This is a genomic window from Desulfatitalea alkaliphila (genome assembly GCF_022968795.1).
Taxonomy (GTDB): Bacteria; Desulfobacterota; Desulfobacteria; order Desulfobacterales; family Desulfosarcinaceae; genus Desulfatitalea; species Desulfatitalea alkaliphila.
The window spans coordinates 1-23,801 of record NZ_JALJRB010000006.1 but is presented as its reverse complement, the minus strand read 5'-3'; the positions used below and the strand labels follow the sequence as shown (position 1 = coordinate 23,801).

Here is a 23,801-nt window from a genome sequence, read left to right as displayed (position 1 = left end):
CCATGCACCCACGTTGGACCATCCATCTGTTGACCGTCTGCTTGCTTGTTTTCGGCCTGGCCGGCTGCCAATCCGCCGCCGCCACCCGGGCCGCCGATCCGGCGCCGGCCACCGCCGGGCCGCACCCCAAGGACGGATTCGTCACCTTCGACGAAGAGGGCCGCATCTGGGTCTTCCAGGCCGATGCCAAGGAATTGGCTGATTTCAGGGAGAAAGGGGAGCTGGCCAAATTCGTGGTGCGCCCCGGCGCCGGTCCCGAGGGCAAAACCCTCAAGGCGCCGGACAGCGACACCATCGTGCACTATATGACCCGCACGCCGGGCTTTGTCACTTTCCTGGAAGAGGGCCGCCTGTGGGTGTTCCGTGAAGGAGATGCGGCGCTGGCCGATTTCGAGGCCAAGGGCGAACTGGCCAAGTTCGTGGTACGCCCCGCCGCCGGCCCCCTGGGCATGACCCTCAAGGCCCCCGACGCCGAAACCCTGGACGCCTACCACGCCGCCCAATAACAAAACAATACCAAACGAAGCCCGGCCCATCTTCGATGGGTCGGGCGTCATACACCCTATTGCTTATCCGGAGGGCTGGCAGGACAAACATTTGCCCATCGATATCCCGGGCACGGCATGCCGTGCCCCTACGGGGGATGTATCAGAATGAAAGGTTGACGATTGCCTTGAGGATCAACCCCGAAATGCATCTCTAATCGCTTTTCGATTGCGATTGATCGCTGCCCATCAACCCAACAAACACAACACACCAACCAACCCAACCATCTAAAATCGATAGAATTCCTTCAACTTAAAACTTAACACTTAAAACTTAAAACTTTTTTTCTATATCGTCCGCACCCCGTGGCGTACGATCTCGCCCTCGATCAGATAGATCACCTCTTCGGCGATGTTGGTGCTGTGATCGGCCAGGCGTTCCAGGTGGCGGGAGACCAGCAGTAGATTGATCAAGTAACCGACCCGATCGGGATGTTCCTTGATGGCCTCCTTGATGCGATCATAGGCCTGGGCCTGGATGGCATCCACTTCGTCGTCCATGGTGATCACGTTGAACGCCAGGTTCAAATCCAGATTGACCAAGGCATCCAGGCTCATCTTGAGCATGGCCTGCACTTTTTCGGCCATGGGGGTGTAATCGAACACAAAGGTCATGGGCGGGCGCTTGGCCATCACCACCAGCCGCTCGGCGATGTTGACGGCCTCGTCACCGATGCGTTCCAGGTCGTTGTTGATCTTGATGGTGGCGATCAGAAAACGCAGATCCACGGCCACCGGCTGGTACAGCGCCAGGATCTTAAGGCAATCCTCCTCGATCTCCACCTCCATTTCATCCACTTCCCAATCGAGATCGATGATTTTATGCGCGAGGGCGTCATCCCGATTTTCCACGGCCTGCACCGCCATCCGGGCCCGCTCCTCCACCAAAGCCCCCAATGACAGGGTTTGCTTCTTGACCTTTTCCAATTCTCTGCGCAAATGCTTGGACATCCGCATGCCTCCGATAGTGAAAGAAGAATCAGACCCGGGCCGGCGCCTGCATTTTCAATGAATGGGTATGAAAGCGGAAGATAGCGCGCTATTGTGTGGGGAATATTTGATTTCGGTTAGAATTTGGTTAGGGCCGGCCACCACAGAAGGTGGATCAAGGCGTGGATCGCTCCAAGGGGGGAAGATTGCGATCCTGGCGCAGCTGGCGGAACTTTGCCCAACCATTCTCGACCGCAGCGCGTTCTTCCTGGTTTTGCGCCAGGGTGTCTGCCTTGGAGAGCATTTGCAGACCTCTTTCCCATTCATCGTGCTGGGCATAAGCAACCCCCAGCCCCACGTAAGCAACCGTATAATCAGGATCCAGCTCCACAGCCCGTTGGAACTCCCGGACGGCGTCCTCCCATTTGTACTGGCGCAGCAAGATCTCACCGTTGCGCACATGCTGCTCCGGTGTATCCAGAAAGGGGCGCACGAAGATGGTTTCCGGGCCGCAGCCCACCAAAATCAAAAACAACAACAACCAACCCATATGTAACCGCGTCATGGTGTCACTCCATGTGTAACCGTCAGTCCAAAAGCACAATCACGCGACAGGCTCTCAAAAAGGTGAGATTGGCCGATGCACCGTGCAGGCGGGCGGCATCGGCGTTACTGATCACGATATCGCTGGGCCGCTCCGGAGGCGTATGCAGGCCCTTGACCCACAGGGGGCGCGGCGCCACACGGGGGTGCGTTTCACGATCCTCAAGAACGCGCAAATAGAGGCACGCCCCGTGATGCACCGCCTGGGAACGGCTGATGAAGGGCGGGCCGTAAACGACACGACCGCTTTCGTCCATCAATGTCGGTACCATCGCCGGTCGGGCGCCGATGCCGCGCGCATCCACCACCAGGCCGGAAAACACACCGGGATCCGTCTGCTTCGGTTCTGCGCCGGATTCCGGCTGTCGAAGCGCCTCAGGGCCGCTTTCCCTAGGCATCGCCCGAATCGGCTCCACTTGCTTGATATCGTCAGGCAGCATCAATTGCGCGAAGCTGCCCAGCAGTGACATTTGGATAGTCAGCACCAACCGGCCATCGGCTTGGCACACCTCGTCAATCACCGGTGCCGCCTGCGCCATCCCCGCCAAGCGGGCGGCCATCTTGTCATCACCCACGAACATGTCCCCCGCCGAGCGGACGGCATCCACGGGCACCATGGCCAAGGCTTGCGACAGGTTCGCCACCGCCGCGGCATGGGCTTGCCCGCGCAGCTGCGCGTTGCACTCGCCTTCAAAAGCGGTCTCGTCAGGCATCACCGCCTGACCACTGGCCACGATGGCGCCCCGGCTCCAATGGATGACCCCCGTGGGAAGGGGTTCCACCAAGAGACCGGCGGCTCCGGCGTTGCTCACCACAGACCAGATACAAAACAGGAGCACGGAGCAGTGAAGGGGCCGTAAGCGCATCTTATTCGATAGTGTAATCGGTTATGATTTCGGGTGCGACGATTGCGGCCACTATAGGGGAAGCCCCGCGGTATGTCAAACCCTCACTGGCGATAGCCGCTCCAGCGCAATTTGTTGCGCAACACGTCGAAATAGTCGCGGCCGGGCAAAGTGATCAATTGTACGGGAATGTCGGCCTTGCAAACGCGGATGATGTGGTGATCGTCGATGGGCATTCCCACCTGGCCGTCGAAGGTCAACATGATGTCTGCTGTTCTTTCGGCCAATTGCATTTGGATGGTCGCACTCTCGGGCACGATCAGGGGGCGGTTGGTCAGAGTGAACGGGCAGATGGGGCTCAAGATGATGCCCGCAACGGCCGGATGCATAATCGGTCCACCGGCGGCCAGGGAATAAGCCGTGGACCCGGTGGGGGTTGCGACGATCAATCCATCGGCGCGATAATCGGTCAGATAGCGATCGTCCACATGGGTCTTGATCAGGGCCAAGCGGGCCAGGGCGCCCTTGTTGATCACCACATCGTTGAACACCGTTTCCCGGGCCACCTGACGGTCATCGCGCCACACCTCCACCGTCAGGCGCATGCGCGGCCGCGTGACGAAGCGGTTGTGCAAAATGGCTTCCATGGCCGCCTGCATCTGCTCTTCCGCGGCCTCGGCCAGAAACCCGACTTCACCGAACTTGATGCCAAAAATAGGCACCTGGCGGTCGCCCATCCAACGCACCGCGCTGAGGAATGTCCCGTCCCCACCCAGCACGACCACGCAAAACAGGTCATCATCGATGGTCTCGGATGCGGAAGGCGCAACGGACGGCGGTGCGGCGTCGCTTTGCAGGCGCAACACCCGGCAACCGTTATCGCTCAACCATGCTTCCAACCGATCCGCATGCCGTCTGGCAGCGGGGTCCGGTTTGACGATCAATCCGACGATCCTGGCCATGGGCACATCCTTTCCCGGACCATGCTGCGGCCGGCGGGAGTTGTTTTTGATGGCAGGTCAGCGGCATGGATGGCACGAACCCACCCGAACCGCCGTCGCTTCGTCGGCCCTTAATAGCCACATCTCGTGTCTCTTTTCAACCATATCGGGGGAACGGGTTTACTGGCTTGGCAGGATTGTCGGACCGGCCCCAAACCCGTAGGGGCACGGCACGCCGTGCCCAATAAGATCCGATCCTCCCGAACAGGGCACGGCGTGCCGTGCCCCTACACCAGCGGTGACCAGCGTTCTCCATTTCATTCAGCGACCCGGCGGGAGCGACGGGACGCCCCCGCCTTCGGCTGAACAAATCCGATCGAACGCCTTATCCGACTAATCGAAGGCCATGCCGGTTTTCCACACTTCCCACACCTTGCCCACCAGGTCCGGTCCCGGCTTGAGAGTGGTCTTGCCGGGCCGCCATCCCGATGGCGTGGCTTCGGCGCCTTTGCTGTCTCGCACCACCTGGAAGGCCTGCACCTGGCGAATGCTCTCCTGAATATTGCGCCCCACCGGTGGGGTCAGCATCTCATAACCCTGGATCACCCCTTCGGGATCGATGATGAAACGGCCCCGCATCTCCACTCCGGCGTCCTCGTCATAGACACCGTAAACCTTACCCACACGACCGCCGCCATCCGACAGCATGGGGAAGGGAACGCCGCCCTGGACCATTTTGGAAAGCTCGTTGTCGTTCCACATCTTGTGCACGAAAACGCTGTCGATGCTCATGGAGAGAATTTCCACACCCAGTTTCTGAAATTCTGCGTGTTTTTCGGCAACTGCCGAAATCTCCGTCGCTCAGACAAAGGTGAAATCACCCGGATAAAAACACAACAGCACCCATTTACCCAAGTACTCCGAGAGTTTGACCGAAACGAACTTTCCCTGCAAATACGCCGGAGCGGCAAAATCAGGCGCTTTTTTTCCGAGTTTGATCATGGGTGCCACCTCCTTTACGGGTGCTTTTTCCGGGGTTGATGTTTCCGGCGCCACCGCCTCTCCGACCGGCCCCCCGGTCGGGCGGGCACATCCCACCGCCATCTCTTCCGCCATATGAACCTCCTTTGGCTGGTTGCCGTCCACCCGTCAGCGCCCCGTCCGGGCCGCAATCCGCAGGCAGGGGCGGGGTGGACAAGTTTGGTGTCAGGGCTTCAGGGGCACATCCAGCCAGATATCGGCCTCGCCACCGCAATGGGTGCAGACCGCGTGGCCCTTGATATGGCCTTCGGCCTCGGCAACGACTTTCGGTTGCGCCTCCGCCACATCTTCGGCAAGGGTGCACGTCACTTCCATTTCCGCTTCATTGCCGCAATTCTTGCACTCGCACACCTGTTTGAATTTCTTCTCAACCATAATGAAAAACCTCCTTTTCACGTCGCGGGGTTATCGCCGCAGGCGCCTCTGCAAAGACGCCCCCGCCGTTGTTTACTGTGGTATGGCAAGCCGTTGAGCGCTGTATTCGCGCATCGGCAAACCTACCGGGAAACTACTTTGCCGCCTGGCCGGCACCGCAACCCTTCTTGCCGGCGGCCTCGCAATCCCTACAGATGCCGAAAAAATCCAACCGGTGGCTCAGGATGCGAAAACCCGTGGCATCGCCCACCGCACGGGCCAGTTCCCGGCCGCTTTGCAATTCGGGGTCGACGATTTTTTTGCACCGCACGCAAACCACATGGGGATGGGGGAAGGGATGCCGGCCGTCGTAGCGGTTGCTGCCGTCGGGAAAGCCCAGGGCCAGCACCTCCCCCAGGGATTTGAGCAACATCACATTGCGATAGACCGTCGCCAAACTCATGGTGGGAAAGGTCTTGCGCAGCCGGGCGTGGATCTCTTCAACACTGGGATGCCGGTCGCTTTCGACAATCGCCTTAATGATCGCCAAACGCTGGGGCGTCAGATGATGCCCATGCGTCTTGAGCTTCTGAACAATTTGAGCATATCGTCCCTTGCCATCGGCCACGCACCGATCCTCCTCTGTCCATCAAGTATATATCTTATCGATTAGTAACAATTATCATCTTTGTCAAACACCAAATCCCACCCCAAAAAAACACCGCTCAAAAAACAACCCATCCCCGCATCGAACCCCACCAAAACCAAAATAATCCAATCGATAGAATACCTTAACTTAAAACTTAAAACTGCCCGCAGGGCCTCGCAGGGCCCCGCAGGGCCCTCTAACTTAAGTTTTCCGCACAACAACCGATACGATGCACAAAGGAAAAACTGGGAGAAAAAATGATCACCAAACGCATTGGACCGGGATGGGCCGCATGTCTGGCGGCCTTGTTTTTGTTTGTGCATCTATCGGGGTGCGGCGCGAAAATGGAGGCGTCCGAAGCCATTGAGCGCAATGGGATCATGTACCGCAAGGGATCCCAAAAACCGTTCAGCGGGGTGGTCACCGGCCGGGGCCGATACGAAGGCTACCGCAATTTTCCGTTCGAATACAAAAAGAGCTACAAAAAAGGGCTCTTGGACGGCCGCAGCTATTTTTATTATCCCGACGGCCAGTTGGAGAGCATTGAGCCGTACACCGGCGGGCTGCTCCACGGAGTGGTGACCCAATACCATCCCAACGGGCAAATCAAGGCCCGGCTGCACTTCGTGGATGGCTTCCGCGGCGGCGCCAAGGGAGAGATGTTCTGGAACGCGGACGGCTCACGCAACGACGGATAGTGCCCGCCTCAATCGTCGCAACGGTCTGTTCGCACCCCGGCCCTGGCATATAAATCGTAAAAGTGATGGGTCGGTCCGTGCCCCTTGCCGATGGGCAAGGCGTGGGCGATGGCCCCGGAGACGTAGGCCTTGGCCTTGCGCACCGCATCGAAGAAAGTGCAGCCCCGGGCCAGGCCGGCGGCAATGGCCGCCGAAAAGGTACATCCGGTGCCGTGGGTGTTGCGGGTGGCCACCCGCGGGTGGGTCAATCGGTGGTAATCCCGGCCATCAAACACGATATCGGTCGCCTCTTCACCGGACATGTGCCCCCCTTTGACCACAACCTTGGGGGCCCCCAGGTCGCTGAGCCTGCGGGCGGCATCGCGCATCCCGGCTTCGTCGGCAATGGGTTCGCCCAACAACGCCTCCACCTCGTGGCGGTTAGGGGTCACCACCTCCGCCAGGGGGAACAGCCGGGCGACCAGGGCCTGTCGGGCATCCTGGTTGAGCAGGGGGTAACCGCTCTTGGATATCATCACCGGATCGAGCACCACCGGCGGACGGTCCACCCCCTCCAGGGCCGCGGCGATGGCTTCAATCAGCGCCACGCTTGCCACCATGCCGATTTTGACGGCCTGGATGGCGATGTCCTCGAAAAGGCGGACAATCTGGTCATGGACCACCTGCGGGGTCATTTCCTGCACCGCGTACACTTTCCGGGTGTTTTGCACGGTCACCGCCGTGACGGCGCTCATCCCGAAAACCCCCAGGGCCTGAAAGGTCTTGAGGTCGGCCTGAATACCCGCCCCGCCGCAACTGTCCGATCCGGCAATGGTCAATGCAACTCGCAAGTGGGATACCCTTGTGCTTCGTTGTTAATGAGGTGCATCCAGGTTCAGCTGCCGATGCCAACCCAGGAAACGATCGGCCTGGACCCGGCCGAACCGCGCCAGGTCGGCCAGCACTTCGTCCAATGTGTGTGCCTTGCCGCCGCCGCTTTTGGAAAAGAACTTGTCCGCATAGCAGATGATGATCTCCTCCAGGGTGACCGGCCGCATGTCCCGCACGGGCAGCGGCAAACGGCGGGCGATGATCTCCTCGGCCGTCAATCCGACCCCCACATGCCGTTCGCACACCCAACCATGAGCCGTCAGGCCGTACTGCAGCAGAAGGTGGCGCCCAATCACGCCGTGGCACACGTAGGGATGGGCGCCATGGCAGTGAATCCGCGGCGCCGCCGTCCAAACGATGCCGATGTCGTGCAGCATGGCCGCCTGGGCGAGGAAGTCCCGGTCGGGCTGCAGGTGGGCCACCCGGTCGGCCACGGCCAAGGCCTTGTCCCGCACCTGGGCGCCGTGGCGCCGCAGCAGATCGGCCAACCGCGACCCGCGGCGGCAGTTTTCGTTGATGATCGCCTCGACGTCCGGCATGGATCCGATCATCCCGCGCCCGCCAGCAACACTCCCTCGATCAACGGATCGAGATTGCCGTCCAGCACGCTGTTCACGTTACCGATCTCCATGTTGATGCGGTGGTCCTTGACCATCTGGTAGGGGTGCAGCACGTAGGAGCGGATCTGGCTGCCCCAGGCGATGTCGTCCTTGTTGTCATGCAGCTGCTGCAGCTCGGCATCCTGTTTCTGCTTCTCGGCCTGATAGAGCCGCGCCTGCAGCACCTTCATGGCCATCTCCTTGTTGCGGTGCTGGGACTTTTCCTGCTGGCACTGCACCACGATGCCGGTGGGCAGGTGGGTGATGCGCACCGCGCTGGAGGTCTTGTTCACATGCTGCCCCCCGGCCCCGCTGGCGCGGTAGGTGTCGATGCGCAGGTCTTTCTCATCGACCTGGATCACGATCCGGCTGTCCAGTTCGGGATAGACAAAAACGGAGGCGAAGGAGGTCTGACGCTTGCCGCTGGCGTTGTAAGGCGAAATGCGCACCAGGCGATGGACCCCGCTTTCAGCCTTCAAGTAACCGAAGGCGTTCTCGCCCTTGACCGTGAAGGTGGTGCTTTTGATGCCGGCTTCATCCCCGGGCTGCAGATCGAGAATGTCGGTGGCATAATTGCGCTGTTCGGCCCATCGCAAATACATGCGCAGCAGCATCTCGGCCCAATCCTGGGCATCGGTGCCGCCGGCCCCGGCATTGATGGAAACGATGGCGTTGTTGGCATCCTGCTCGCCGTCGAGCATCATCTCGAGGGAAAAGGCGTGCAGCCGCAGCTCCAGCGATTCGAGCTGGTTCTCGATGTCGGCAAGGGTTTGGCTGTCCTCCTCTTCCGCCGCCATTTCGGCCAGCAAGGCATTGTCTTCCAGATCATTTTGCAGTGCCTCGTAGGTCTCCAGCCGACCGGCAAGAAACGTGCGCTCCTTGAGCAGCGGCGTGGCGTCGTCGGGATTGTCCCAGAAACCGTCCTTGGCGATGATGCTGTCCAGCTCCTTCAAGCGATTGCGTTTGGCCTCTATGTCAAAGAGAGTCTCCGATCTGGAGCATTTTGGTACGCAGATTTTTCAAGGACTGTTTGATATCGGTGGACATGACGGCACCTCCTTATTGGTCAGGAACATTGGATTCGAATTATAGCGCATTAACGGGCGAATGTCAGCCGACAACCCGGGCACTCACCTCGCGGAACGCCGCTGCCGCCCCACAGCCAGCACCAGCAGCCCGCCACAGAGCCCCATCAAGGGCCAGTCCCCCCAGCGGCTGTAATGGGACAACCCATCGAGCAGCTTGACTTCACCGGTCAGGATGGCATCGGTGTACAGCTCGGTGGTCGCCAGGATGCGGCCGCAGGGATCGATGAACCCGCTGATGCCGGTGTTGGCGGAGCGGGCCAGATAGCGCCGGTTTTCCACGCTGCGCAACACGGCCATGGCAAAGTGCTGGTAAGGGGCGGCGGTGCGGCCGAACCAGGCGTCGTTGGTGATATTGACCAGCAGTTGCCCGCCGTTGCGCACCATGGCCCTGGACAGGGCGGGAAAAATAATTTCATAGCAAATGAGCATGCCGATGGGCCGATCTTCCCACATCAGGGCATTGCCCCGGTCGCCGGGATGGAAGTCGCTCACATGCTGCACCATTTTACCCGCAAAGGACAGCCAGCGTTGCAAAGGGACGTATTCGCCGAAGGGCACCAGGTGCACCTTGTCGTAACGATCCAGCGCCTCCCCCTGCGGGTCGATCAGATAGGCGCTGTTGTAGTAGCGGTGGATGTCGCCATCGATTTCCACCCTGGGGCTTCCGATGATGAAATGGGTGCCGGCCGTTCGCACCCCCTGGACCACCATGTCGCTGAGCAGGGTATCGCGGTAGAGGTAGAACGGGGTGGCGGTTTCGGGCCAGATGATCAGATCCACCCCCTCTTCGGCGGCCTGCAGCGAGAGGGTGCGATACTTGACCGTTGTGAGCATCTGGAAAGTGGTGTCCCATTTGATGGACTGATCCACATTGCCTTGCACCAACGCCACCCGCACCGGAGTAGCGTCCGCCGCCAGCCGGTCCATCGTCTTGACCCGCAGCATGCCGTATCCCACGGCCGCCGTCAGGCACACCGGCAACACCACCAACGACCGCACCACCAGCGCGCGGCTCGCCTCATGGCCGTGCCACGATTTTTCGACCCAGCGCAGCAGCGCCAAGGTCAAAACGGCGTTGGCGGCAACGATCAGAAAGGAGAGGCCGTACACCCCGAACAGATCCGCCACCTGAACGAGCCACAGGCGGTTGTATTGGCTGTAACCGAGCAGTGCCCAGGGAAAACCGGTAAAAACCCAGGAACGCAGCCACTCCAGGACCGTCCAGGCAGCCGGCGCCACAAGTAGAAACAACCACGGCCGGCGATTCAGACGACAAACGGCCAGGGCAAACAGGGCCGTAAACAGGGCCAGGATCCCGGCCAACAGCACGAGCACGAATATCGACTGGACCATGGGCAAGTGGCCGTATGTCCGCATGCTGTAGGCGGTCCAATAGGTGACCCCCAGGTAGTGGACCAAACCGCAGGTCAAACCCAAACGAAAGCCGACCCCGGGACCTGCCTTGCGCAAAACCAGCAGCAAGGGCACCAGTGCGAACCATGCCACCCACCCCTGATCGATTTTGGGGAAGACCGCCACCAGCAACAAGCCACTGATCAAGGCCAGTGCATAGGGGATTATCCGTTGTTTGTCGAGAGACCGCATCCTGTCCACACCTGCCGAGGGACTGTTCGTTTGAATGGCGCCCGAGCGCGTAAGGGGTGGCTATATCATACCTGGCGGACCGCACAAACCTCTAAAACAGATCAATCGATAGTCATTTCAGTTGCGTTGCCGCTTTTGGATTTGACAGATACAGCACGGCATGCGATTTAAATGAAGGTGTGGTCATTGGGTAACCATTCGGTACGGTTCGCATCATGATCCTAGCGATTCTGCAACCTGCGCACCTCTTAAGGCGGCGATGGGCCGTAAAAGGTATTTTCCGGTGAACCAGACCGAGCACTTCGCAACCTCGTTCCGTGCCCCGGGAACGCATCCATATTCATATTGCCTGTGATGACAGTTTGCTGAAAGGAATTCAAAGCCATGTTTGAAAAGATCAATACCATTTTGTTCGCCACCAATCTGTCCCCGAGCTGCCGGGCGGCCTTCGAAGCGGCCATCGCCCTGTCCGCCAAGTATCAAGCCGAGCTGGTGCTTTTGCATGTGATCGACCGGGACGTGCCCATGCACGTCGAGGAGCACTTGCGGGCTGTGCTGGGGCCTGAAAAGTATGCCGCCCTGGCCGAAGAGCACCAACAGGACGCCCGCCAAGCGTTGATCGGCAAGATGTCCTCCGAAAGTCTGCTGCACACCGCCTTGCGCCAGTACTGCGAGGAAGCCGGCCTGAAGGAACTCAACAGCGGCCTGCGCGCCCACCAGATCGTGGTGGCCGAAGGGGATGTGAAGACCGAAGTGCTGTCCCAGGCCGACCGTTATGAATGTGATCTGATCGTGATCGGCGCCCGCAAGGGTTTTCTGAAGAACAACTCCATGGGTTCGGTGGTCAAAGGGGTGATGCGCAAGGCCAAGATCCCGGTCTTGTTCGTGCCGCCGCGCAAAGAGGACGAAGCTTGATCCACCCGGCGCCCCCTGTCGTTTCCTTCGTCAGCAGAAAAAATGCCGGCAAAACCACCTTCCTGGAGAAGTTGATTGCCGAGTTGCGGCGCAGGGGGTACCGCGTGGGCACGGTCAAGCACGACGCCCACGGCTTCGACATCGATCACGAAGGCAAGGACACCTGGCGCCACAAACAGGCCGGCGCCGGGACGGTGGTCATCTCCTCCCCACGCAAGATCGCCATGATCCAGGATCGAGAGGAGGAGATGGCCCTGGACGAGATCGTCCAGCGTTTCATGATCGACATGGATGTCGTGCTGACCGAGGGCTATAAAAAGGAAAACAAGCCGAAAGTCGAAATTTTCCGGCACACCATCCATCCGGCGCCCCTGCACACCAAGGCGCAACCGGGCAGCCTGGTGGCCTTGGTTTCCGATGTCGCGGTGGACCTCGGGGTACCGCGGTTCGACATCGACGCCGCGGCGGCTGTGGCCGATTTCCTCGAACAGCGGTTCATCAAAGGATAGCGACTAATCCTCTTCGAGCAAATCCCGTGAGGCTTCCAGCGCGTCGGGGGTATTGACGTTGAAAAAGGATGCCATCCGACCGTCGGCGCTTTGCAGCTTTTCGGCGCTCACGGTTTTGACGCGCACCTGGTCGTAGAATCCGGTGATCTTGAACGCGCCCCGGCGCAACCGCGCCTCGATGGCCGGCAAACAACGCTTGGCATATATGGCGCACAGCGGCTCGTAGAAGCCGTTGACCCACGGCACCACCACATCCACCGCCGGTGTGATCTCCGCCAACAAGGCCTCCACCAAGGTCGGCCGCAAAAAAGGCGCATCGCAAGGCACCACGAAGGCATACTCGGTGGCGGTATGCACCAGGCCGGCGTGGATGCCGGTCAGGGAGGAGCGCGCCGGATGGATGTCCTCGACCACCCGCACGGGATATGGTGCGTACAGCTCCGGCTGGCGGGTCACCAGCAGGGGCCGTCCCAGCAAGGGCGTCAAAATGGCGATCATCCGTTCCAGGATGGTTCGCCCCCCCACCTTCAGAAAGGCTTTGTTGCGCCCCGCCATGCGGGTGTTGCGTCCGCCGGCCAGGATAACGGCACAACAGCGGGTTTGCAGCGATGGGTGGGCCATCGCCCCTATCCTCCGATGGAGACCATTCGAGTTCGGACCATCCTGTTGCCGCAAAAACGGAGGTGGTGCTCACTGCCTTTGTGGGCCAGGGTCGCAACGATCAGATCGCGGATATCGGCATCCGTGCCGCCACGGCGCAAGGTGGAGATCACGTCCACCTGCTCGTCGGACAAGAGACAGGGGCGCAAATGGCCGTCGGCGGTCAAGCGGATACGATTGCAGCGACTGCAAAAATGGTGGCTCATGGCCCCGATGAAACCGACTTCGCCGGGCGCCCCGACAAAGCGGAAGCGGGCCGCGGGACCGTCCGATGGCCCGTTGGCGATGGGCTCCAGCGGCCCCATGCGCTCCAGGCGTTGCCGCACCTCGGTCATGGGCATGAACCGATCATCGGATTCGTGGGGATCGATGCCGATGGGCATGTATTCGATGAAGCGGATGTGGAATGGGTATTGCCGGGACAGATCGGCCAACCGTTCGAGCTGCGCGGCGTTGAAGTCGCGCATGACCACGGTGTTGATTTTCACCGGCGCGAAACCTTCATCGGCGGCGGCCATGATGCCCTGCCAGACCCGTTCGAACAGGTCGGCGCCAGTCAGGCGGTGGAACATCTCGGCGTCCAGGGTGTCCAGGCTGATATTGACGCGCCGCAGCCCCGCCCGGCGCAGGGCGCGCGCCTTCTCGGCCAGCAAGGTACCGTTGGTGGTCAGGGAGAGATCCTGCAGCCCCTCCAAGCGGCTCACCCGCTCCACCAACCCCAGTACCCCTTTGCGGTGCAAGGGCTCACCGCCGGTCAGGCGCACCTTGGTGATACCGGCATCCACTGCAATGCGCACCACCCGCAGAATCTCCTCCAGGGTCAGCACCTGGTCCCTGGGCAACCAGCGGGTCTGGTGGGTCATGCAGTAGCGACAGCGCAGATTGCAGCGATCGGTCACCGAAACCCGCATATAGCTAACCGGACGTTTGCAGCCGTCCAAGAGCACTTTTTCTTTTCTATCCGTCATCGTTGACTTCCTGCTGCATCGATTTCATGGACAGCCTTGCAACGGTCCATCGAATGGAACATCATCCGTGTTCCGCCCGGATTCAGGGCAACAATTGCACCGTCACCCATTCGCCGGCCGCGATGCGGGATCGGCCTTCGGGGAGGCATATCACGGCGTTGGCCGCGGCCAAATCATGCAAACGGCTCAAGTGGCGCAATGTGTCGAACCGGGCCCCGTCCCGCCGGCCGTCGATCACGCCGGTGACAAACTGGGTCCATGTGGGATCCCGCCCCGTTACCGTTCGCGCCGAACGGGCCGCGGCAAGGTCAAGGGTGGGGTTTGCCCAACCGGCCAGGCGGCGCAAGCCCGGCAAGGCCAACTGAAGGAACCCCATCCAGTTGGAAGGCGGTCCACCGGGCAGCACGAACACCGGCTTGTCGCCCAACAGCCCGAATCCGGTCGCCTTGCCCGGCCCCATGCGCACACGGTGAAACACTTGCCGCCATCCGAGCCCCTCGAGGATGCGCACCATCCAATCCCGATCACCGCGCCAAGCCCCGCCGCTGGTCAGCAAAACGTCGGCCTCGCTCATCAGGGCGAGCACAGCCGCGCGCAGCGCGCCGGGATCATCGCCGACGATTTGCAGCCGGGTCGGCCAACCGAAACGCCGGCACCAAGCGTCCAGAGCAGCCATGTTGCTGGCGTAAAGCTTACCGGCAGGCAAAGGCGCGCCGGGGGCGACCACCTCGTCCCCCGTCGCCAGAACGGCCACCACCGGCCGCCGGACCACATGCAACCGGTGGCAGCCGGCGGCCGCCAGCAGGCCGATCCGCCCCGGCGTGAGCCGTACACCCTCGGGTGCCGCCACCTGTCCGCGGGTCACGTCGCTGCCTCGCGCCAACACATTGCGGCCCGCTTCGGCATCACGACACAGCACAACGGCCTGATCGTCCGGCAGCGCAAACTCTTCGGAAACCACCGCATCGGCGCCGTCGGGAAGGGGGGCGCCGGTGAGCACGCGAGCAGCGGTTCCGGACGCGATCCGAAGGGTGCCGGGCTTATCGCCCGCCGCCGCCGAGCCCCCCAAGGCCAACCGCACGGGATGATCGGCACCGGCGCCGGCCACATCGGCTGATCGCACAGCATAGCCATCCTTCAAGGCGGCGTCAACGGAAGGCGAATCCACCGCCGCGATGATCGCCCGTGCGGTGACCCGATCCCGGGCCTCGGCCAACGGCACGACCTCTTCCGCCAGCGGCGCGATATGATCCGTTACCAGGGACAGCGCCTCGCCGAATCCTATGTCATCCGAAATCGCCATGTCGCCTTATGCCACGTTAGGCAGAGCTATACAATGGGTGTTCGGGTTGAATACAGTGTTAAGAGTTTTCAGTGAAGGTATCCTGTCGAGGCCCTGGCGGGCAGTTTTAAGTTTAAAGTTTTAAGTTTTAAGTGAAGGTATTCTGTCGATTGGAGATGGTGGGGGTGGGGTGTGGGGTAGATTTGGTATTTTATTCTTTTCTCGACACATGGTGCTTTTCCGTTTAGTATAGTGGGTTGATACACCCTCGTTTTAATTGTTCCCACCCATCCACCGAACGCGCAACCAAAGGGAGACCAATATGGGCCGACTGCTTTGGACGCCATCGTCGGAACGTGTTGCCGCATCCAACATGGCGGCTTTCATGCAAATCGTCAACCAACGCTTCAATGGCAGCATGACCCGTTACAGCGAGCTGTACAAGTGGTCCGTGGACAACCTTCCCGCTTTCTGGGAAACTTTTCTGACCTTTGCCGATATCCGTTTGCACCGGCCCTACGAAAAGGTGGTGGACGATTTGAACAAAATGCCCGGTGCGCAGTGGTTTCCGGGCAGCACCCTCAATTTTGCCGAAAATCTGCTCGCCCACCGGGACGATCATCCGGCCATTGTCGCGCGCTGCGAAAGCCGACCGCCGGTGCGGCTCTCCTACCGCGAGTTGCACGACCGGGTGCGCGATCTGGCCCTTGCCCTGCAAGACCAGGGGATCGGGCCCGGCGACCGGGTGGTGGGCTTCATGCCCAATATTCCCGAAACGGTGATCGCCATGCTGGCGGCCACCGCCCTGGGGGCCACCTGGTCCTCCTGCTCGCCCGACTTCGGTATCCAGAGCGTGCTGGATCGCTTCGGCCAGATCGCCCCCCGGGTCCTGTTCACCGCCGACGGTTACACTTTCAAAGGCAAACGCTTCGACGCCCTGGCCCGCATCCGCACCATCGCCGGCGCGCTGCCCTCGGTGGAGAAGGTGGTGGTGGTGCCGTTCATCGATGCCGCGCCGGACATCGCCGGCGTTCCCAACGGCGTGCTGCTCGCGAACTTCGCCCCCGCCCGACCCGAGGCGACCCTTCCCTTCGTCCAGGTGCCCTTCAACCACCCCCTTTACATCATGTACTCCTCGGGCACCACCGGCCTGCCCAAATGCATGGTGCAGAGCGTGGGCGGTGTGTTGATCAACCAGCTCAAGGAGATGCTGCTGCACACCGACATGGGACGCAAGGACACCATCTTCTACTACACCTCCTGCGGTTGGATGATGTGGAACTGGCTGGTCAGCGCACTGGCCACCGGGGCCACCATCGTGCTCTACGACGGCAATCCCTTCCACCCCGACCACGAAGCCCTGTGGCGCATGGCCGAAGAGGAGGGCATCACCGTCTTCGGCACCAGCGCGGGTTACATCGCCGCCCTGCAGAACCTGAATGCCGAGATCGGCGCGGCATACCCCTTGAACGCCCTGCGCACCATCCTCTCCACCGGATCGCCTCTTACGGAGGAGAACTTCGCCTATGTGTACAGTCACATCAAGCAGGATGTGCAGTTGTCCTCCATATCGGGGGGATCGGACCTCAACGGGTGCTTCGCCCTGGGCAATCCCATGACCCCGGTCTACGCCGGCGAGCTTCAGGGCCGGGGATTGGGCATGAAGGTGCTGGCCTTCGACGAAGCGGGTGAACCGGTCATCAATCGCAAGGGCGAACTGGTGTGCACGGCGCCCTTTCCTTCCATGCCCATCTACTTCTGGGACGACCCCGAAGGTGCCAAATACCATGCCGCCTATTTCGACAAATATCCCGGCATCTGGCGCCACGGCGATTTCATTTCGATCAACGAGCGGGGCGGGGTGGTGATTTACGGCCGCTCCGACGCCACCCTCAATCCGGGCGGCGTGCGCATCGGCACGGCCGAAATCTACCGCCAGGTGGAGGCAATCGAGGCCGTCGAGGACAGCGTCGTCATCGGCCAGCAGTGGCAGGACGACGTGCGGGTGATTCTGTTTGTCAAACTCAATCCCGGTTACGCGCTGACCGAGGATTTAAAGCAACGCATCAAAACGGCCATTCGCGACAATGCCTCGCCGCGGCACGTGCCGGCCAAGATCGTCGCCGTGCCCGGCATCCCCTACACCCTGAACATGAAGAAGGTGGAGATCGCCGTGCGCAAGACCATCCACGGCCAACCCATCGCCAACCGCGACGCGCTCATGAATCCCGAGGTGCTGGATTTCTACGGCAGCCTGCCGGAGCTGCACACTTGATCCGAGGCCTCCATTTTCAAGCTCCGGGCCGGGCCTGGACGGCAATGCCCCGCGACGCCAGGTATTGCTTCAGTTCGGGGATGGCGATGATGTTGAAATGAAACACCGAAGCGGCCAGTAGAATGTCGGCCCCGGCCTGCGCCGCCGCGTAGAAGTGTTCCATGGTGCCGGCCCCGCCCGAGGCGACCACGTCGGCCGCGGTGGCGGCCCGGGTTTTGCGGATCAGCGGCAGGTCGTAACCGGTCTTGACACCGTCGGTGGTTTTGCTGGTGGGCAGAATGGCGCCCACGCCGTAACCGTCGATGCGCTTGATCCACTCCACGGCATCGGCGCCGGTGGCCGTGCGCCCCCCGTCGATGAACACCTCGTAGCCCGACGGCAGCGCCTGGTTGACGGCCGCGTCCACGGCCACCGTCACGCGCTCGGGGCCGAAGGCTTTGACCATTTCGGCAATCACCTCCGGCTTGCGAAAAGCGGCGCTGCTGACCGAAATGTTGTCGGCCCCGGCGGCCAGAACCGCCTCGGCGGCGGCCACATCCTTGATGCCGCCACCCACCGTAAAAGGCACCGTTGCCGCCTCGGCCACCTGCCGGACCACTGCCAGCAGGGTCGCCCGCCCCTCCACCGTGGCGGTGATGTCCAGCAGGGCCAGCTCATCGGCGCCGGCGGCGCAGTAGGCTTGACAACAGGCCACCGGGTCGCCGGCATCCTTGATGTCGACAAATTGCACCCCTTTGACCACCCGCCCGTTTTGCATGTCCAGGCACGGCATGATGCGAATCGTTTTTTGGTCAGTGCTTGCAGTCATGAGGTTACACGGCCTCCATGGTGGATGGGGGTTTGGATGCGATGTTGTAGGTGACGCTGACCACACCGCGCACTTCGCTGGTCATGCGCCCGGCCAATCGTTCCAGCAGATCGAAGGGCAGATGGGTGGGCGTGGCGGTGCGGGCATCGCGGCTGTCCCAGCAGCGCACTTCGATCTGCAGCCCATAGTCCCGCTTGCCGTCGCGCATGCCCGGAATGCGGTCGTTGTGCAAAATGGCCATGTACTGGAAGGCGTCGACGTCGGCCAGTTCCTCTTCCAGCACCACGGTGGCCTTGCGCACCAGGGCGATGCGTTCCGGGGTGGCCTCCCCGATCACTCTGGCCACCAGGGCCGGCCCCGGAAAGGGCGGACGGTTGGTGATCTCGTCCGGCAACCCCAGTGCCCGCCCCACGGTCCGCACGGCCGGTTTGCGAAGCTGGATCAGCGGCTCGATCACGGTGTAGCCATACTCTTTGGCCGTGTCGATCCCGAGCTGGGCCAGGATGTTGTGCTGCCGTTTGATGCCGGCCACCGTCTCCTCCACGTCGGTGTAAATGGTGCCCTGCAGCAGATGCTTGGCGCCACTCTGCTTGACCAGGCGGGAAAACACCGCCTTGTAGAAGGTATCCGTGATCGCCTGGCGCTTCTCTTCCGGGTCCGTCTTGCCCTTGAGGGCGGCGAAGAATTCGTCCCGGGCATCCACCAGTGTCACCGGCGCGCCGCATTGCTGCAGAATGTCCACCACCCGCTGCGGTTCACCTTCGCGCATCAGGCCGTTGTCGATGAAGAAGGTTTTCAACCGGTCCCCCAGAGCGCGGTGGGCCAGCATGGTGACCACTGATGAGTCCACGCCTCCCGAAAGGGCGTTGACCGCCGTACCGTCACCCACCGTCTTGCCAATGACGTCGCACTGGGCCTTGATGAACGCCTCCGGATCCAGGGCGTCCTGTTTGATTTCCTGAATATCCATTCGCTGCAATCCTCTCTGGTGGGATCGGGGGTGCGCCGGGCACCCCCCGGTTACTGTTCGGGACCTCCTTTAGCAGGGATCGGCCAAGGGTGCAATCCTAGCTTTGGCGGTCGCTTTCGGCCGCTTCGGCGAAGCTGTCCCGGCGCGTCACGCTGTGCCCATGGGCAAACTCCCAACGTTTGTCCATGTAGTAGAAAACCGGCACCGCCATGCGCGAAAAGAGCAAGGAGGCCACCTCGCCGGCCATCAGGGAGAGCGCCAGCCCCTGAAAAATGGGATCGAAGAGGATGACGACGGCGCCCACCACCAGGGCGGCGGCGGTGAGCATCATGGGTCTGAAACGAACGGCGCCGGCATCCACCACCGCCTCGTCCAGGGGCATGCCCTGGCGCAGGCGCAACTCGATGAAGTCCACCAGAATGATGGAGTTGCGCACCACGATGCCGGCCCCGGCGATGAAGCCGATCATGGAGGTGGCCGAAAAGAAGGTGCCCATGGCCCAGTGGGCCGGCAGAATGCCGATCAGGGAGAAGGGAATGGCCACCATGATGACCAGAGGGGTGGTAAAGGATTGAAACCAACCCACCACCAGCACGAAGATCAGGATCAACACCACGCCGAAGGCGATACCCAGGTCGCGAAACACCTCGTAGGTGATATGCCATTCGCCGTCCCACTTGATGGCCAACCGGCGGTCGGTTTTGGGCTGGGCCGCGGTGTGCTGGGCGATTTCATACCCTTCCGGCAAATCGATGGCGGCGATCTTGCGTTGCATTTCCAGGATGGCGTAAACCGGGCTCTCCTTTTCACCGGCCACCTCGCCGATCACATAGACCACCGGCATCAGGTTTTTGTGATGGATGCTTTTCTCGCGAGCGGCTTCCCGCACCCGGACCAGGGCATCCAAGGGCACCAGCTCACCGACGGCCGACTGCATCTTGATGGCTTGCAGCCGCTGGATGTCCGCCCGGTCGGCCAGGGGCAGACGCAGGATCACCGGCACATCCTCCCGCTCCCTCGGCTGATGCAGCAGTCCCACCTGGCGGCCGTCCAAAGCGAGTTGGAGCGTATCGGCGATCTGCATCACCGTGATGCCGTGCAGGGCCGCCTGTTCCCGATCGATATCCAGCACGTAGCGCGGGTAATCGCCCTCCATGAGCCAATCCACATCCACCACATCCGCGGTCTCTTCGAAGATCTGCACGACCTGGCGGGCCAATTCCCGCTGGCGCTCATAATCGGGGCCGTAGACTTCGGCCACCAGGGTCGAGATGACCGGCGGCCCGGGAGGCACTTCGGCCACCTTGATTCGGGCGCCGTGGCGCCGGGCGATCTCCGTCAACGCCGGCCTCACCCGCACGGCGATATCGTGGCTCTGTTGCTTGCGCCGGTGACGATTCACCAGGTTCACCTGGATGTCAGCCTGGTAAGGCGCCTGGCGCAGGTAGTAGTGGCGCACCATGCCGTTGAAATTGAAGGGCCCGCTGGTGCCCACGTGAATCTGGTAATCGGTCACCTCGTTGACGCCGGCCAGGTAATCGGCCATCTCCTTGGCCGCCGCGGTGGTGGTTTCCAAGGTGGCGTCCTCGGGCATGTCGATGATCACCTGGAACTCGCTCTTGTTGTCGAAAGGCAGCATTTTGACGCCCACGAATCCCAAGGGCACCAGGGCCATGGCCACTACCAGCAGCACCACCAGGGAGACGATGAAGCCCCAGCGCCAGCGGGCGTCGTGCAGCAGGGGCACCATCACCTTGCGATAAAGCCGGGTGGTCCAATCCTCGTTATCGCGCCCGGGGCCGAAGCCATCCTCCGGGATGGCCGCCTCGCCCCCCGCGCCGCCGGGTCCGGCGCCGCCGTGCCCCTCCGCCTTGAGCAGGCGCACCGAGGCCCAGGGGGTGACGATGAAGGCGATCAGCAGGGAAAAAACCATGGCCGCCGATGCGCCGACGGGAATGGGGCGCATGTAGGGGCCCATCAAGCCACCCACGAAGGCCATGGGCAGAATGGCGGCGATCACCGCGAGGGTGGCCAGGATGGTGGGGTTGCCCACTTCGTCCACCGCCTCGATGGTCACCTGGAAACGATTGCGCCCTTTGTTCTCCGGCAACCGGAAGTGGCGCACCACGTTCTCCACCACCACGATGGCGTCGTCCACCAGAATCCCGATGGAGAAGATCAGGGCGAACAGGGTGATGCGATTGAGGGTGTAGCCATAGAGATAAAATACGGCCATGGTCAGGGCCAGGGTGACCGGGATGGCCAGGGCCACCACCCCGGCCTCGCGCCGGCCCAACACCAGCCAGATCAGCAAGGTCACGGATACCACGGCGGCGAGCATGTGCCAGAGCAGCTCGTTGGACTTTTCCCGGGCCGTCTCGCCGTAGTTGCGCGTGATGGTCATCTGGATATTGTCCGGCAGCTTGCTGCCGCGCACCGTGTCGATACGCGCCAACACACGGTCGGCCACATCGGTGGCGTTAGTGCCCTTGCGCTTGGCCACCGAAAGGGTCACCGCCGCAAAGCGTCCACTCTGTTCGATAGCCTTGTCGCCGGCGGCCGGACCGGTGCCGAAGAACACATATTGATCCGGCTCGGCCGGTCCGTCCACCACCTTGGCCACGTCCTGAACATAAACCGGTCGCCCGTCAAAAATGCCCAACACCACCCGCTCCACGTCCTGGCGGGTCTCCAGAAACCCGCCCACATCCACGGGCACTTCGCCCCGCAGGGAAGGAAAGGCGCCGGCCGCGGCGGCCTGGTTGGCGGCCGTCACCATGACGGCCGCCCGGTTCAGGTCGATACCGCTCGCCGCCAGGCGCACCGGGTCGAACAGCACCCGCACCTGGCGCGGGGTGCCGCCGATCAGGGTGGTGATGGAAACGTCCGGCTCGGCCTTGACCACGGTTTCGATCTCCGCCGCCACCCGGCGCAGCAGGTAGTGGTCCGCCGTCTCGCCCCAGAAGGTGAGGGCCAGGATGGGCACGTCGTCGATGTAGCGCGGCTTGATCAACGGCGGTGAAGCGGCCCACGGGATGCGGTCGTAGTTGGCCATCAGTTTGGACTGCAGCCGCACAATGGAATCTTCTTCGTCCTCACCCACGTAAAACCGCACGACGGCCATGCTCATGCCCGGGCTGGAGGTGGTGTAGACATACTCCACCCCGGGGATTTCCCACAACAATCGCTCCATGGGGCCGGTGATGCGCTCGGCCACCTCCTCGGCGGAAGCGCCGGGCATCTGCACGAAGATGTCGATCATGGGGACGATGATCTGGGGTTCTTCTTCCCGCGGCAGCGCCACCACGGCGGCGATGCCCAACAGGATGGAGGCGATCACCACCAAAGGCGTCAAGTTGGAGTCGATGAAAAAACGTGCGAATCGGCCTGCCATGCCCATGCCCGGCTGCTTCATTGGATCGCCTCCACCCGCATGCCGTCCCGCAGGGTCGGGGGCGCCTCGGTCACATACCGTTGCCCTTCGCCCAGGCCGGAAATCACCTCCACCCGGTCACCATAGCGGGTGCCGATGCGCACCAGCCGAAAACGGGCGACCATCTCTTCATCCACGACAAAAATGCCGGTGAGCTGCCCTTCCTGCCGCACGGCGCTTTCGGGCACGAGCAATACCCCCGTTCCGCCCAGAGGGATGCGCACCCGCGCGAACATGCCGGTTTTCAAATCCAGCCCTTCGGGCATGGCCACCTTGATCTCGAAGCTGCGGCTGCGCGCGTCGGCGGCCGGCACGATGCGGCCCACGGTGCCCTCCACCTCGATGTTGTCCAGGGCCGGCACCACCACCGTGGCCGCCATCCCCTCCCGCACTGCCTGGATATGCCGCTCGGGCAGCACCAGGTCGGCACAGTAGAGCCCCTCCTGCTCCACCGTCAGCAACGGTGTCCCCGGCGAGGCCATGTCGCCCTCTTCGACCATTTTGTTGACCACCCGGCCATCATAAGGCGCCATTACCCGGGCATCCCCGCGGGCCACATCGGCTTGGCGCAACGCCGCCTCGGCCTGCTGCACCCGGGATCGGGCCGCCGCCACCATGGCCTCGGTTTGGGACAGCGTCGCCCGGGCCTGCCGGAAGCGGGATTGAACCTCGTCAAACTCCTGGTCGGAAACCGAGTTTTCGGCACGCAATTGCTCGTAACGGCGGAAGGTGCCCTCGGCCAGTTCGGCGGCCGCGGCGGCCGCATCCCGCGCCGAAAGCGCCGAGGTCTCGGCCCGACGCGCCTCGTTGAGGGCCGCCTGCGCCTGTTCCAACTGCGCCGAAACGGTGCGCGGATCGATGGTCACCAGCAAATCGCCGGCCTTGATGCGATCCCCCTGGCGCACATGCACCGCCTGCACGGTTCCCAGCAACTTGGCCGCGATGGTGCTGCCCGTGCGGGCATTGATGGTGGCCACCGCCTCATATTGAAAGGGCTCCTGGCTGACCCGCGCCTCGGCCACCGGCGCCCGCACCACCTCCCGCTCCGCCGGCGCGCTGGTCCCCGGCCCGATCTTCTCGCCGCACCCCACCAACAACACCAAAACCCCGACCAAAACCCCCCAATATCGCTGACCCATCACACCCCCCAGACAAGCAAAGAAAGGAACCACCCAACCATCTCCAACCGACAGAATTCCTTGCTTAAAACTTT

The 23,801-nt window shown here is 62.0% G+C and carries 23 protein-coding genes; 5 read left to right on the top strand and 18 right to left on the bottom strand.

Annotated features, from left to right (window positions below):
• The first annotated feature begins 2 nt into the window (after positions 1-2).
• The gene (locus tag MRX98_RS07040; RefSeq protein ID WP_246904392.1) at positions 3-506 is read left to right on the top strand and encodes a hypothetical protein; all 504 of its coding nucleotides are present in this window, start codon (positions 3-5) and stop codon (positions 504-506) included.
• A 327-nt stretch (positions 507-833) separates the two neighbouring features.
• On the opposite strand, the gene phoU is transcribed toward MRX98_RS07040, so the two are convergent.
• From phoU to MRX98_RS07005, 7 genes are all read right to left on the bottom strand, one after another.
• The gene (phoU, locus tag MRX98_RS07035) at positions 834-1,496 is read right to left on the bottom strand and encodes a phosphate signaling complex protein PhoU (protein WP_246904389.1); all 663 of its coding nucleotides are present in this window, start codon (positions 1,494-1,496) and stop codon (positions 834-836) included.
• Positions 1,497-1,650: 154 nt separating this feature from the next.
• Positions 1,651-2,040 (bottom strand): tetratricopeptide repeat protein, encoded by a 390-nt coding sequence (locus tag MRX98_RS07030; protein ID WP_246904386.1) that lies wholly within the window; start codon positions 2,038-2,040, stop codon positions 1,651-1,653.
• A 22-nt stretch (positions 2,041-2,062) separates the two neighbouring features.
• Positions 2,063-2,863, bottom strand: coding sequence for a hypothetical protein (locus MRX98_RS07025; RefSeq protein ID WP_246904384.1), 801 nt, complete (start codon positions 2,861-2,863; stop codon positions 2,063-2,065).
• A gap of 164 nt (positions 2,864-3,027) precedes the next feature.
• On the bottom strand, positions 3,028-3,885 hold the full coding sequence (locus tag MRX98_RS07020) for an NAD(+)/NADH kinase (RefSeq protein ID WP_246904383.1): 858 nt from the start codon (positions 3,883-3,885) through the stop codon (positions 3,028-3,030).
• Positions 3,886-4,257: 372 nt separating this feature from the next.
• Entirely contained in the window at positions 4,258-4,980 is a 723-nt protein-coding gene (gene prxU, locus MRX98_RS07015; protein ID WP_246904381.1) for a thioredoxin-dependent peroxiredoxin, read from the bottom strand.
• A gap of 90 nt (positions 4,981-5,070) precedes the next feature.
• On the bottom strand, positions 5,071-5,280 hold the full coding sequence (locus MRX98_RS07010; protein ID WP_246904379.1) for a hypothetical protein: 210 nt from the start codon (positions 5,278-5,280) through the stop codon (positions 5,071-5,073).
• A gap of 133 nt (positions 5,281-5,413) precedes the next feature.
• Positions 5,414-5,887, bottom strand: coding sequence for a Fur family transcriptional regulator (locus MRX98_RS07005; protein ID WP_246904376.1), 474 nt, complete (start codon positions 5,885-5,887; stop codon positions 5,414-5,416).
• 278 nt (positions 5,888-6,165) lie between these two features.
• Here MRX98_RS07005 and MRX98_RS07000 point away from each other — a divergent pair, with 278 nt between their 5' ends.
• A complete protein-coding gene (locus MRX98_RS07000) occupies positions 6,166-6,606 on the top strand; it encodes a toxin-antitoxin system YwqK family antitoxin (protein WP_246904374.1) in 441 nt (146 codons plus the stop codon).
• 8 nt (positions 6,607-6,614) lie between these two features.
• Here the strand turns inward: MRX98_RS07000 and thiD are convergent, their stop codons facing one another.
• The 4 genes from thiD to lnt all read right to left on the bottom strand — a co-directional run bounded on the left by thiD (position 6,615) and on the right by lnt (position 10,768).
• Complete coding sequence (gene thiD, locus MRX98_RS06995) at positions 6,615-7,436, bottom strand: bifunctional hydroxymethylpyrimidine kinase/phosphomethylpyrimidine kinase (RefSeq protein ID WP_246904371.1); 822 nt, start codon at positions 7,434-7,436, stop codon at positions 6,615-6,617.
• A gap of 24 nt (positions 7,437-7,460) precedes the next feature.
• Entirely contained in the window at positions 7,461-8,015 is a 555-nt protein-coding gene (locus MRX98_RS06990) for an HD domain-containing protein (protein WP_246904352.1), read from the bottom strand.
• A gap of 8 nt (positions 8,016-8,023) precedes the next feature.
• Positions 8,024-9,122, bottom strand: a protein-coding gene (prfB, locus tag MRX98_RS06985) for a peptide chain release factor 2 (RefSeq protein ID WP_246904349.1) whose coding sequence is annotated in 2 segments (ribosomal slippage) — positions 8,024-9,052 and positions 9,054-9,122 — 1,098 coding nt in all. Because the reading frame shifts where the segments join, the coding sequence is not laid out codon by codon here.
• A gap of 83 nt (positions 9,123-9,205) precedes the next feature.
• Complete coding sequence (gene lnt / locus MRX98_RS06980; protein ID WP_246904345.1) at positions 9,206-10,768, bottom strand: apolipoprotein N-acyltransferase; 1,563 nt, start codon at positions 10,766-10,768, stop codon at positions 9,206-9,208.
• A gap of 384 nt (positions 10,769-11,152) precedes the next feature.
• Between lnt and MRX98_RS06975 the strand changes: the two genes are divergently transcribed.
• Both MRX98_RS06975 and mobB read left to right on the top strand, forming a co-directional pair.
• Positions 11,153-11,683, top strand: coding sequence for a universal stress protein (locus MRX98_RS06975; RefSeq protein WP_246904343.1), 531 nt, complete (start codon positions 11,153-11,155; stop codon positions 11,681-11,683).
• Entirely contained in the window at positions 11,680-12,192 is a 513-nt protein-coding gene (gene mobB / locus MRX98_RS06970) for a molybdopterin-guanine dinucleotide biosynthesis protein B (RefSeq protein ID WP_246904340.1), read from the top strand. Before MRX98_RS06975 ends, mobB begins: the two co-directional genes overlap by 4 nt.
• A 3-nt stretch (positions 12,193-12,195) precedes the next feature.
• Here mobB and mobA read toward each other — a convergent pair whose 3' ends face one another.
• The 3 genes from mobA to MRX98_RS06955 all read right to left on the bottom strand — a co-directional run bounded on the left by mobA (position 12,196) and on the right by MRX98_RS06955 (position 15,123).
• Complete coding sequence (mobA, locus tag MRX98_RS06965) at positions 12,196-12,813, bottom strand: molybdenum cofactor guanylyltransferase (RefSeq protein WP_246904337.1); 618 nt, start codon at positions 12,811-12,813, stop codon at positions 12,196-12,198.
• Positions 12,814-12,818: 5 nt separating this feature from the next.
• Positions 12,819-13,820 (bottom strand): GTP 3',8-cyclase MoaA, encoded by a 1,002-nt coding sequence (gene moaA / locus MRX98_RS06960; RefSeq protein WP_246904334.1) that lies wholly within the window; start codon positions 13,818-13,820, stop codon positions 12,819-12,821.
• 82 nt (positions 13,821-13,902) lie between these two features.
• Positions 13,903-15,123 carry a molybdopterin molybdotransferase MoeA gene (locus MRX98_RS06955; RefSeq protein ID WP_246904331.1) on the bottom strand — a complete coding sequence of 407 codons (1,221 nt, stop codon included), beginning with the start codon at positions 15,121-15,123 and terminating at the stop codon, positions 13,903-13,905.
• 301 nt (positions 15,124-15,424) lie between these two features.
• On the opposite strand from MRX98_RS06955, the gene MRX98_RS06950 reads away from it, so the two are divergent.
• A complete protein-coding gene (locus MRX98_RS06950) occupies positions 15,425-17,377 on the top strand; it encodes an acetoacetate--CoA ligase (RefSeq protein ID WP_246904329.1) in 1,953 nt (650 codons plus the stop codon).
• Positions 17,378-17,393: 16 nt separating this feature from the next.
• Here the strand turns inward: MRX98_RS06950 and hisF are convergent, their stop codons facing one another.
• The 4 genes from hisF to MRX98_RS06930 form a co-directional block, all read right to left on the bottom strand.
• A complete protein-coding gene (hisF, locus tag MRX98_RS06945) occupies positions 17,394-18,185 on the bottom strand; it encodes an imidazole glycerol phosphate synthase subunit HisF (protein ID WP_246904327.1) in 792 nt (263 codons plus the stop codon).
• A 4-nt stretch (positions 18,186-18,189) separates the two neighbouring features.
• Complete coding sequence (locus MRX98_RS06940) at positions 18,190-19,155, bottom strand: GMP synthase (glutamine-hydrolyzing) (RefSeq protein WP_246904324.1); 966 nt, start codon at positions 19,153-19,155, stop codon at positions 18,190-18,192.
• Between the two features lie 97 nt (positions 19,156-19,252).
• Positions 19,253-22,570, bottom strand: a complete 3,318-nt coding sequence (locus MRX98_RS06935; RefSeq protein WP_246904321.1) for an efflux RND transporter permease subunit — start codon at positions 22,568-22,570, stop codon at positions 19,253-19,255.
• The gene (locus MRX98_RS06930) at positions 22,567-23,727 is read right to left on the bottom strand and encodes an efflux RND transporter periplasmic adaptor subunit (RefSeq protein WP_246904320.1); all 1,161 of its coding nucleotides are present in this window, start codon (positions 23,725-23,727) and stop codon (positions 22,567-22,569) included. The genes MRX98_RS06935 and MRX98_RS06930 overlap by 4 nt, the downstream gene beginning before the upstream one ends.
• Positions 23,728-23,801 lie beyond the last annotated feature (74 nt).